The following is a 9,157-nucleotide window of genomic DNA, read 5'->3' on the forward strand; positions in this document are numbered from 1 at the left end:
CCATCTTGGAATCCAAAGTTAAATTTTTACAAGTGAATCTGATTCAAACAACTCTTTAAGCGTCATTCCACGTTTTGCAGCCATCGTTCGGGCGTCTATCATACTTGTCAAAGCTTTCAAAGTTGCCTTAACAGTATTGTGCGGATTTGTGGAACCAAAGCATTTTGTAAGGACATTCTGCACACCTGCAAGCTCAAGAACTGCTCTGACAGCTCCACCTGCAATTATACCTGTTCCAGGGGCAGCTGGTTTAATTAGAACTTTTGAAGCCCCAAACTTTGCCACGATCTCATGAGGCACAGTTCCATTCACAATCGGAACTTCAACTATATTCTTTTTTGCATTCTCACTTGCTTTTTGGATTGCATCTGTTACCTCACGACCTTTGCCAAGCCCAATCCCAACATGAGACAACAATAGCACTGAAACGAATTCTCTTACCACCTTTAACAACCTTAGCGGTTCGGTTGATCATAACAAGTTTTTCTTTTAAACCTTCAATCTCCGTCGGTTTTACTTTTTTTATCCTCGGCAATTTACCCTAAAAAATTTTGTTTTAAAAAACTAAACCACCCTCACGAGCTGCTTCTGCAAGGGCTTTTACCCTACCGTGATATTTGTAGCCGTTTCTGTCAAATACAACTTTTGTTATACCCTTTTCAAGTGCTTTTTTCGCAAGCGCAAGCCCAACGATCCTGCTAACCTCTGTCTTCGTTTTCGCATTTCTAACCTCATCCCTTATCTCTTTTGATAAACTTGACATCGCAACAAGCGTATGTCCCTTTGTATCATCAATTATTTGAGCATAGATATGTTTCAAACTTCTATAAACTGACAACCTTGGTCTTTCAGGTGTTCCAATAATTTTTGCTCTTACACGCTTGCGAATCTTTTCCCTACGAACCTTCTTCTTCTCAAATTCTCGCTTTATCATATTTTAAATTTAACCAATTTTATTTTGAATTCCGAACGAGGTTACGCCCAAAGTGAGCCCGCCTCGTTCATTATTTACCTGCTGCTTTTCCTGCTTTCATTCTTATAACTTCACCCTCGTAACGTATGCCTTTACCTTTATATGGCTCTGGCGGTCTAAAAGAACGAATCTTTGCTGCAACCTGCCCAACAAGCTGTTTGTCAATTCCACTTACAACGATATTTGTCGGCTGAGGAACTTCAATTTTAACTCCATCAGGAGGAATAAAAATTATCGGATGTGAATACCCAAGATAAAGAACAAGAGCTTTACCTTTCAACTCGGCTCTATATCCAATTCCAACAATCTCAAGCTTTTTTGTGTAACCTTGCGAAACCCCAATCACCATATTATTAATCAACGCTCTCCACAATCCATGCAATGCCTTATCAGTCCTTGAATCACTCCTCCTCTTAACAAAAACTTGATCTGAAGTTATCTCAACTTCTATTCTCGGATGAACCTGCGCTGTAAGTTCTCCTTTCGGACCTGAAACTTTTAAAACTCCGTTTATTCTTTCAACCTTCACACCTTTTGGGATAGGTATCGGTTTTTTCCCAATTCTTGACATTTTTCTTACGATTTTATTTTCAATTTTCACCAAACATAACAAATTACTTCTCCACCAACCCTTTCCTTTCTCGCACGACGATCAGTCATAACTCCCTTCGGAGTAGTCAAAATTGCAATCCCAAGACCATTTAAAACCCTTGGTATCTCATCAACTCCAACATAAATTCTGCGCCCTGGTTTACTTACCCGCACAAGATTCGTAATTGCTGGCTCACCATCTTCTGTATATTTGAGATAAATTCTCAAAATTCCCTGCTTCCCATCATCAATAACTTCATATCCCTTTATAAATTTCTGCTCAAGTAAAATCTGAGCAATAGCTCTTTTAAGTTTTGATGAAGGAGCTTCAACTACCTTATGTTTAGCTCTGACTGCATTTCTTATCCTCGTTAAAAAATCAGCAATTGGATCCGTCATCATAGCCTGTTTTTACCTCTAAATTTAATTTTTACCAACTTGCTTTTCTCACACCAGGAATTTTACCCTCAAGAGCAAGTCTCCGGAAACAAATCCTGCAAATTCCAAACTTCCTGTAATAACCTCTTGGTCTACCACAGATTGAACAGCGATTTCTCTTCCTAACTTTATATTTCGGTTCTCTTAATGCTTTTTGAATTGACGCTTTTCGTGCCAAGTTTTAATTCCTGAAATTTGTTTTTACGCTGTTGCTTTTTCCTCAACTACAACTTCACGTTTTCTAAATGGCATCCCAAACAACCTCAACAATTCATAAGCTTCCTCATCGGTTTTGGCTGTTGTTACAATCGTTATATCCATGCCAAAAATTCTTTCTACTTCATCAACATTTATCTCAGGGAAAATTATATGTTCTCTAATTCCAAGTGTGTAATTCCCTCTACCATCAAAAGATTTATCAGATAAACCTCTAAAGTCCCTGATCCTTGGAATTGCTGCGTTTATCAGCCTATCAAGAAACTCATACATTCGTTCTCTTCTCAATGTAACTTTACATCCGATTGCCATTCCAGCTCTTAACTTAAAGTTTGAGATTGATTTTCTCGCTCTCCTTATCACAGGTTGCTGTCCTGTAATCTTTGCAAGTTCTTTCATAGCCATTTCCAAAAGTTTCGGATCTTGCGTAGCTTGACCAACGCCCATATTAACGACAATCTTCACAAGTCGTGGAACTTGCATAACATTTTTATAGCCAAATCTTTTCATCATCTCTGGAATTATAACCTCATGATAAAGTTTTTTTAATCTCGGAACAACCTTTTCTTGTGTTTCCTCAATTTCTTGAACTTCTTGCTTTTTTTGCTTTTTCTCCTTAGCCATTTTAACTCACCTATGTTTTAATTAAAACATTTCGCCACATTTTTTACAAACTCTCATCTTGCTTTTCTTCCCATCCGCTGAAACAAGCCTCGCATGTCCAACTCTGGTTGCTTTACCGCACTTTGGACAAACAAGCATAACATTTGAAACATGGATTGGGGCCTCCATCTCAATTATACCACCCTGCGGATACTTGGGCGACTTGCGAACATGTTTTTTAACAATGTTAACACCCTCAACAAGAACTCTTTCCTTCTCACGGAGAACTTTTAAAACTTTTCCAATTTTACCCTTATAATTTCCAGCAATTACCTGAACGATGTCATTTTTCTTGATGTTCATTCTCTCCCAAAGTTTAATTTAAATAACTTCCGGTGCAAGTGATATAATTTTCATAAACTGTTTTTCACGCAGTTCCCTTGCAACAGGTCCAAAGATTCTCGTTCCCCTTGGTTCACCATACTTGTCAAGCAAAACGACAGCATTCTCATCAAATCTGACATAAGATCCATCCTTACGTCTTATTTCTTTCTTTGTTCGCACAACAACTGCGCGCGAAACTTCACCTTTTTTAACTGGTGCACCTGGAATTGCGCTTTTTATTGAAACCACAATGATATCTCCAACTGTTGCCGTTAATCTTTGATGTTGACCTATAATTCCTATACAACGAACTTTTTTAGCTCCTGAATTATCCGCAACCACAAGGTCGGTTTCTCTTCTTATCATGGCATTTTCAGAATTTTATTTTGCTCTTTCTATTATTTCAACAAGACGCCATCTTTTATGCCTGCTTAAGGGTCTTGTTTCCATAATTTTTACAATATCACCAATATTACACTCATTATTTTCATCATGAGCCATAACCTTCGTAGTTCTTGTATAAACCTTCTTGTAAATCGGGTGCATAATCTTCCTTTCAATTGCAACGACAATCGTTTTGTTCATCTTATTGCTCACAACTCTTCCAATTCTAACCTTCCTTTGACCACGTTTTGGTTTTTCAGATTGAAGCCCCTGAACTTCATTTTGGCTCTGCTGAACATTTTCTTTTTCCTGGATTTTTTCCTCGCTCATCAGGCAACTTTACCTTCCTTTGTTTTCTCTCTTTGAAGTTCCCTTTCTCTTAAAATTGTTTTCATCCTTGCTATATCTTTGCGAATCATTTTAAATCTATGTGGCTTTTCAAGCTGACCAAGAGCTTTTTGAAATCTCAAATTGAACAGCTCTTCTTCAAGCTCTTTGATTCTTTGTCTTATCTCATCATCAGAAAGTTGTCTTATTTCGCTTGCCTTCATCTTTTCTGCGCAAAATTTTTATTTAAAATTTTTAACCGCCTGCCTCAATTCTTGTGACAAATTTTGTCTTTATTGGCAATTTATCCGCCGCAAGTTTAAGTGCTTCTTCTGCAACTTCACGACTGACGCCTCCAACCTCAAACATAATTCTACCAGGTTTCACAACAGCAACCCATCCCTCAACATTACCTTTACCTTTACCCATACGAGTCTCAGCTGGTTTTTTCGTATATGGTTTATCAGGGAAAATCCTTATCCAGATTTTCCCTCCTCTTTTCAAAGTCCTTGAAATTGCAACACGTGCTGCTTCAATTTGTTTATTTGTTATCCAGGCTGGCTCAAGCGCTTTCAAGCCATAATCTCCAAAAGCAAGCGTTGAAGCACGATATGATTTCCCTTTCAAACGACCACGCTGCTGTTTTCTGTATTTCGTCCTGCTTGGCATTAACATAGTTTAAAACCTCAAAGTTGTTTTTTAACGAAGTTGTGGTTTTCTCCCTAAAACTTCACCCTTGAAAACCCAAACTTTAACTCCAATCTTACCATAAATGGTCAACGCTTCTGCGATTGCAAAATCAATCTCTGCTCTTATAGTATGTAATGGAACTCTGCCCTCAAGATACCACTCGCTTCTTGCTATCTCAGCACCAGCTAATCTACCCGAACACATTACTTTAATCCCCTGCGCTCCCATCCTCATTGCGGATGTAACAGCTGCCTTCATCGCCCTTCTATAAGAAACCCTATTTTCAATCTGTGCAGCTATTGACTCAGCTATAAGATAAGCATCAAGCTCAGGACGCTTGATCTCAACCACTTCAATTCTAACCTCTTTACCCGTTAACCTTTTTAATTCCTCCTGCAAAGATTCAATATCCTTGCCACCCTTTCCAATGACTATCCCTGGGCGAGAAGTATGAATCTTAATCTCAACTTGTTTTGTTTTTCTGTCAATTATTATTCTTGAAACACCGCTCCTTTTAAGCCTATTACGAATGTAATTACGAATCATCAAATCTTCCTGGAGCTTTTCAGCAAAATTTTTATCTTCATACCAATGCGCATCCCAATCCCTTATTATTCCAAGCCTGAAGCCTATTGGATGTGTTTTCTGTCCCAAGACTCCTCCACCATGCTACTTTGTTTTTGATTTATTTTTTCCTTCTGATTTTTCTGCTACAACGATTGTCAAGTGATTGCTCCTTCTTCTTATAATATATGCTCTACCAAATGGAGCGGGTAAAACACGTTTCAACATTGGTCCAGGGTCCACATAAACTTCCTTCACATAAAGATCTGATATATCAACCTTTCGTTCTGTTTCTTTATTCATGAAATTTGCAACAGCTGATCTTAAAACTTTTTCGGCAATTTTTGCTGCACGTTTTGGGGTATAATGTAAAATGTTAAGTGCTTCATCCACTGATTTACCTCTTATCAAATCAATCACAACCCTCATCTTCCTCGGCGAAGATGGTATATATCTTGCGACTGCTTTTGCTTCCATTTCAGTATCCGAACTTTATTTACTTTTTCATTTTACTTGCTTTTTCCGCCTTCGTGCCAGGGTGACCTCTAAATGTCCTCGTAGGTGCAAATTCACCAAGCTTGTGCCCAACCATGTTTTCAGTTATATAAACTGGAATAAATTGCTTTCCATTATGAACCGCAAATGTAAACCCAACAAAATCGGGAATTATCGTACAATCACGTGCCCAAGTTTTTATCACTCTCTTCTGTCCAGTCTTCATTAACTCTTGAACTTTCTTTAGCAATTTCTGGTCTACATATGGACCTTTCTTAAGCGAACGAGCCATATCAGATTAACTTTTTATTTTTTCTTTCTCCTCGCAACAATGTATTTATCAGATGGTTTATTCTTCTTTCTTGTTTTCTTTCCTTTCGTATGCCAGCCCCAAGGTGAAACTGGATGCGGATTACCTTGCGGTGCTTTACCTTCGCCTCCACCATGCGGATGATCAACAGGATTCATAGCAACACCACGAACATAAGGTCTTCTCCCAAGCCAGCGCGCTCTCCCAGCCTTGCCAATTGTGATGTTTTCATGATCAAGATTGCTCACAATCCCAATAGTAGCATAGCAATTTAAATGAATTTTTCTCAACTCACCAGATGGGAGACGCAAAAGAGCATAATTACCTTCTTTAGCCATAACCTGTGCATAAGTCCCAGCACTCCTTGCAATTTGCCCGCCTTTCCCAGGACGAAGCTCAATATTATGCACAAACTCTCCAACAGGTATATTTCTCAACGGCAATGCATTCCCAATTTTAATTTCTGCATCCGGACCCGACATAACCATATCTCCAACCTTCAACCCATCTGGAGCGATAATATATCTTTTTTCACCGTCAACATAATGCAAAAGAGCTATCCTCGCACTTCTATTGGGGTCATACTCTATTGAAGCAACTTTTGCAGGAATTCCAATTTTATCACGCTTGAAGTCAATGATCCTATACATTCTTTTATGACCACCGCCACGATGCCTAACAGTAATTCTTCCCTGATTATTTCTGCCTGCGTGCTTCTTTAATGGAACAACCAGAGATTTCTCAGGCTCTGTCTTTGTGATATCCGAAAAATCAGAAACCGTATAAAATCTTCTTCCCGGGGTTACAGGCTTAAATGTCTTTACAGGCATTTTCTCACTCCCTCAATTTTTAAATGTTCTCAAAAATATCAATCTTGTATCCAGGCTCAAGAACAACAATCGCTTTTTTCCAATCCCGTCTCTTACCCTCAAACCTACCACGTCTTGTCAACATAAACTTTCTCTTACCTTTAACAATCATAGTCCTAACCTTTCTCACCTTCACATTAAATCTTGACTCAATCTCTTTCTTAATCTCAATTTTATTCGCTTTCATCGCAACCTCAAAAACATACTGATTTTTATCACGCAAAATCGTTGATTTCTCCGTAACTATTGGCCTAATTAAAACACTTGGCATCTTGATTGGGAAATTTTAATTTTCATTCTGTAAATGTATTCTGCAAAATTTCAACAGCGCTTTTTTGGATCAAAATCATTTGATTATTTAAAATGTCATAAGTTGATGCTTTATATGCCTCCAAAATGTTAAGACCAGGGATATTTCTTCCAGATTTATAAACATTCAAGTCAGTCTTAGCGGTTAAAAGCAAAACTTTCTTATTTAAAAGGTTAAATGCCCTCAAAATCTCAACCATTCTCTTCGTTTTCGGCTGTTCAAATGTGAAATCCTCAACAACGATTATCTGCTCATCTTTGAGCTTATAAGTTAAAGCAGATTTTCTTGCAAGTTGTTTGACCTTCTTGGGCAAATCAAGACTATAATCCCTCGGCACTGGACCAAAAACTGTTCCACCACCAACCCAAAGTGGTGATCTAATAGAACCTGCCCTTGCTCTTCCCGTATGTTTTTGTGGCCAAGGCTTTCTACCTCCACCTCTTACCTCTCCACGTGTCTTCGTTTTGTGCGTTCCTTGTCTCTGATTCGCAAGGTAAGCTTTAACAGCCAAATAAATTGCGTGATCATTAGGCTTTATCTCAAAAATATCGGGCCTTAACTCAACATACTCACCCGACTTCGTCCCATCAATTTTATAAACCTCAACCTTCATTCTTAACTTTCGGTTAATTTTTTTAAAGTTTGTTTTCTCTCACCTTAAAGAATTCAAATCTCTCAACTTGACTTGATTATTTTAACATAACTATTTTTTGCTCCTGGGACCGAACCTTTCACAACAAGTAAATTTGAGTCCGGTATCACCTCAACAACTTCAAGATTCCTAACTGTAACTTGTTCATCTCCCATATGCCCAGCCATTCTCTGACCTTTAAATGTATGTGACGGGAAAGAACTTGAACCAACTGACCCAGGCGCCCTATGTCTATCACTTTGACCATGGGTCTTTGGACCCCCACCAAATCCATGCCGCTTCACAACGCCTTGAAAACCTTTACCCTTTGATCTTCCCGTTACCTTAACAAAATCACCAACCGAAAAAACATCCTCAACTCTTATCTGATCACCGGGTTTATACTTGCTTATGTCAAAACCTTTAAATTCCTTAAGCACCCTCAAAAACGGAACATTTGCTTTCTTAAAATGTCCCTGTAGTGGCTTTCTCTTTTCCTTTCTCAACCCAAAACCAAGCTGAAGAGCTTCATAACCATCTTTTTCCTTCGTTTTCACCTGCACGACATAACAAGGACCAACTTCAAGGACAGTGCAAGGTATGGCGACACCATTTTCAGCAAAAATTGTAGTCATCCCAAGTTTTTTTCCTATCAATCCAACCATATCTAAAATTTAGTTTAAATTTTTTATGTCTTAATCTCCACTTCTACTCCCGCTGGTAAATCAATTTTCGTTAAAACATCCATCGTTTTCGTATTCCAGTTTAAAATATCAATTAACCTTTTATGCGTTCTTATCTCAAACTGTTCGCGGGATTTTTTATCAACATGCGGTGACCTTAAAACTGTGAAAACCGAGCGCTTTGTCGGCAGGGGTATAGGCCCTGAGACAACAGCGCCCGTTTGTTTAACAGCTCTTACAATTCTATCAGCTGACTTGTCAATTAAACGATGATCGTATGACTTTAACTTGATTCTAATTTTTCTCTGCTGTGCCATTTTTAGATAAAACCTGTTTTATTCAAGTATCTTCGTTACTACTCCAGCGCCAACTGTTTTACCACCCTCACGAATAGCAAATCTTAATCCTTCCTCCATAGCAACGGGTGCAATCAATTCAATTGTAAGCCTCACATTATCACCCGGCATAACCATCTCTTGCCCCTCGGGCAAACCAATTATCGTACCAGTAACATCAGTCGTTCTAAAGTAAAACTGTGGTCTATAACCCTTATAGAAAGGAGTATGGCGTCCACCTTCTTCCTTTGAAAGAATATAAACCTCGGCTTCAAATTTTGTATGTGGAGTAATTGTCCCAGGCGCAGCTATAACCATACCACGTTCAAGCTCATCCTTTTCAATACCGCGCAA

19 protein-coding genes and 1 pseudogene are annotated in these 9,157 nt (G+C 38.5%); all 20 read right to left on the reverse strand.

The genetic code is table 11. The features are described from left to right. Nucleotides 1-18: 18 nt before the first annotated feature. A pseudogene (gene rpsE / locus AT685_RS06600) lies at nucleotides 19-475 on the reverse strand (30S ribosomal protein S5). 81 nt (nucleotides 476-556) lie between these two features. Next, nucleotides 557-934, reverse strand: a complete 378-nt coding sequence (gene rplR / locus AT685_RS06605; protein WP_072149878.1) for a 50S ribosomal protein L18 — start codon at nucleotides 932-934, stop codon at nucleotides 557-559. Between the two features lie 70 nt (nucleotides 935-1,004). Beyond that, the gene (gene rplF / locus AT685_RS06610; protein ID WP_072149877.1) at nucleotides 1,005-1,544 is read right to left on the reverse strand and encodes a 50S ribosomal protein L6; all 540 of its coding nucleotides are present in this window, start codon (nucleotides 1,542-1,544) and stop codon (nucleotides 1,005-1,007) included. A 26-nt stretch (nucleotides 1,545-1,570) separates the two neighbouring features. After that, the gene (gene rpsH, locus AT685_RS06615; protein ID WP_072149876.1) at nucleotides 1,571-1,966 is read right to left on the reverse strand and encodes a 30S ribosomal protein S8; all 396 of its coding nucleotides are present in this window, start codon (nucleotides 1,964-1,966) and stop codon (nucleotides 1,571-1,573) included. A gap of 28 nt (nucleotides 1,967-1,994) precedes the next feature. After that, entirely contained in the window at nucleotides 1,995-2,180 is a 186-nt protein-coding gene (locus tag AT685_RS06620) for a type Z 30S ribosomal protein S14 (RefSeq protein WP_072149875.1), read from the reverse strand. Between the two features lie 23 nt (nucleotides 2,181-2,203). Continuing rightward, entirely contained in the window at nucleotides 2,204-2,842 is a 639-nt protein-coding gene (gene rplE / locus AT685_RS06625) for a 50S ribosomal protein L5 (protein ID WP_072149874.1), read from the reverse strand. Nucleotides 2,843-2,863: 21 nt separating this feature from the next. Continuing rightward, on the reverse strand, nucleotides 2,864-3,184 hold the full coding sequence (gene rplX / locus AT685_RS06630; protein WP_072152031.1) for a 50S ribosomal protein L24: 321 nt from the start codon (nucleotides 3,182-3,184) through the stop codon (nucleotides 2,864-2,866). 18 nt (nucleotides 3,185-3,202) lie between these two features. Further along, the gene (gene rplN / locus AT685_RS06635) at nucleotides 3,203-3,571 is read right to left on the reverse strand and encodes a 50S ribosomal protein L14 (protein ID WP_072152032.1); all 369 of its coding nucleotides are present in this window, start codon (nucleotides 3,569-3,571) and stop codon (nucleotides 3,203-3,205) included. A 15-nt stretch (nucleotides 3,572-3,586) separates the two neighbouring features. Continuing rightward, entirely contained in the window at nucleotides 3,587-3,919 is a 333-nt protein-coding gene (gene rpsQ / locus AT685_RS08695; protein ID WP_081040628.1) for a 30S ribosomal protein S17, read from the reverse strand. Beyond that, a complete protein-coding gene (gene rpmC / locus AT685_RS06645; RefSeq protein ID WP_072152033.1) occupies nucleotides 3,919-4,140 on the reverse strand; it encodes a 50S ribosomal protein L29 in 222 nt (73 codons plus the stop codon). Before rpmC ends, rpsQ begins: the two co-directional genes overlap by 1 nt. 31 nt (nucleotides 4,141-4,171) lie before the next feature. Then, complete coding sequence (gene rplP / locus AT685_RS06650) at nucleotides 4,172-4,591, reverse strand: 50S ribosomal protein L16 (protein WP_072152034.1); 420 nt, start codon at nucleotides 4,589-4,591, stop codon at nucleotides 4,172-4,174. A gap of 24 nt (nucleotides 4,592-4,615) precedes the next feature. Further along, complete coding sequence (rpsC, locus tag AT685_RS06655) at nucleotides 4,616-5,260, reverse strand: 30S ribosomal protein S3 (protein ID WP_072152035.1); 645 nt, start codon at nucleotides 5,258-5,260, stop codon at nucleotides 4,616-4,618. 15 nt (nucleotides 5,261-5,275) lie between these two features. Beyond that, nucleotides 5,276-5,647 (reverse strand): 50S ribosomal protein L22, encoded by a 372-nt coding sequence (rplV, locus tag AT685_RS06660; protein WP_072152036.1) that lies wholly within the window; start codon nucleotides 5,645-5,647, stop codon nucleotides 5,276-5,278. A 19-nt stretch (nucleotides 5,648-5,666) separates the two neighbouring features. Continuing rightward, the gene (rpsS, locus tag AT685_RS06665) at nucleotides 5,667-5,957 is read right to left on the reverse strand and encodes a 30S ribosomal protein S19 (protein WP_072152037.1); all 291 of its coding nucleotides are present in this window, start codon (nucleotides 5,955-5,957) and stop codon (nucleotides 5,667-5,669) included. Between the two features lie 14 nt (nucleotides 5,958-5,971). Then, nucleotides 5,972-6,805: a 50S ribosomal protein L2 gene (gene rplB, locus AT685_RS06670; protein WP_072152038.1), complete on the reverse strand. Its 834-nt coding sequence runs from the start codon at nucleotides 6,803-6,805 to the stop codon at nucleotides 5,972-5,974. A gap of 19 nt (nucleotides 6,806-6,824) precedes the next feature. Continuing rightward, entirely contained in the window at nucleotides 6,825-7,121 is a 297-nt protein-coding gene (gene rplW / locus AT685_RS06675) for a 50S ribosomal protein L23 (protein WP_072150977.1), read from the reverse strand. Nucleotides 7,122-7,137: 16 nt separating this feature from the next. Beyond that, the gene (gene rplD / locus AT685_RS06680) at nucleotides 7,138-7,767 is read right to left on the reverse strand and encodes a 50S ribosomal protein L4 (protein WP_072150976.1); all 630 of its coding nucleotides are present in this window, start codon (nucleotides 7,765-7,767) and stop codon (nucleotides 7,138-7,140) included. Nucleotides 7,768-7,829: 62 nt separating this feature from the next. Beyond that, the gene (gene rplC / locus AT685_RS06685) at nucleotides 7,830-8,450 is read right to left on the reverse strand and encodes a 50S ribosomal protein L3 (RefSeq protein ID WP_072152039.1); all 621 of its coding nucleotides are present in this window, start codon (nucleotides 8,448-8,450) and stop codon (nucleotides 7,830-7,832) included. 23 nt (nucleotides 8,451-8,473) lie between these two features. Beyond that, on the reverse strand, nucleotides 8,474-8,785 hold the full coding sequence (gene rpsJ, locus AT685_RS06690; RefSeq protein ID WP_072150974.1) for a 30S ribosomal protein S10: 312 nt from the start codon (nucleotides 8,783-8,785) through the stop codon (nucleotides 8,474-8,476). Between the two features lie 18 nt (nucleotides 8,786-8,803). Further along, the coding region (locus tag AT685_RS06695; protein ID WP_474114198.1) for an EF-Tu C-terminal domain-related protein at nucleotides 8,804-9,157 on the reverse strand (354 nt) is incomplete at its 5' end.

The sequence above is a fragment of the Candidatus Kryptobacter tengchongensis genome (assembly GCF_001458555.1).
GTDB lineage: Bacteria > Bacteroidota > Ignavibacteria > Kryptoniales > Kryptoniaceae > Kryptonium > Kryptonium tengchongense.

Bases quoted from the DNA above. Each gene is read 5' to 3' on its own strand.
- rplR (WP_072149878.1), bottom strand. From the start codon at position 934: ATGATAAAGCGAGAATTTGAGAAGAAGAAGGTTCGTAGGGAAAAGATT.
- rplF (WP_072149877.1), bottom strand. From the start codon at position 1,544: ATGTCAAGAATTGGGAAAAAACCGATACCTATCCCAAAAGGTGTGAAG.
- rpsH (WP_072149876.1), bottom strand. From the start codon at position 1,966: ATGATGACGGATCCAATTGCTGATTTTTTAACGAGGATAAGAAATGCA.
- rplE (WP_072149874.1), bottom strand. From the start codon at position 2,842: ATGGCTAAGGAGAAAAAGCAAAAAAAGCAAGAAGTTCAAGAAATTGAG.
- rplX (WP_072152031.1), bottom strand. From the start codon at position 3,184: ATGAACATCAAGAAAAATGACATCGTTCAGGTAATTGCTGGAAATTAT.
- rplN (WP_072152032.1), bottom strand. From the start codon at position 3,571: ATGATAAGAAGAGAAACCGACCTTGTGGTTGCGGATAATTCAGGAGCT.
- rpsQ (WP_081040628.1), bottom strand. From the start codon at position 3,919: ATGAGCGAGGAAAAAATCCAGGAAAAAGAAAATGTTCAGCAGAGCCAA.
- rpmC (WP_072152033.1), bottom strand. From the start codon at position 4,140: ATGAAGGCAAGCGAAATAAGACAACTTTCTGATGATGAGATAAGACAA.
- rplP (WP_072152034.1), bottom strand. From the start codon at position 4,591: ATGTTAATGCCAAGCAGGACGAAATACAGAAAACAGCAGCGTGGTCGT.
- rplV (WP_072152036.1), bottom strand. From the start codon at position 5,647: ATGGAAGCAAAAGCAGTCGCAAGATATATACCATCTTCGCCGAGGAAG.
- rpsS (WP_072152037.1), bottom strand. From the start codon at position 5,957: ATGGCTCGTTCGCTTAAGAAAGGTCCATATGTAGACCAGAAATTGCTA.
- rplB (WP_072152038.1), bottom strand. From the start codon at position 6,805: ATGCCTGTAAAGACATTTAAGCCTGTAACCCCGGGAAGAAGATTTTAT.
- rplD (WP_072150976.1), bottom strand. From the start codon at position 7,767: ATGAAGGTTGAGGTTTATAAAATTGATGGGACGAAGTCGGGTGAGTAT.
- rplC (WP_072152039.1), bottom strand. From the start codon at position 8,450: ATGGTTGGATTGATAGGAAAAAAACTTGGGATGACTACAATTTTTGCT.
- rpsJ (WP_072150974.1), bottom strand. From the start codon at position 8,785: ATGGCACAGCAGAGAAAAATTAGAATCAAGTTAAAGTCATACGATCAT.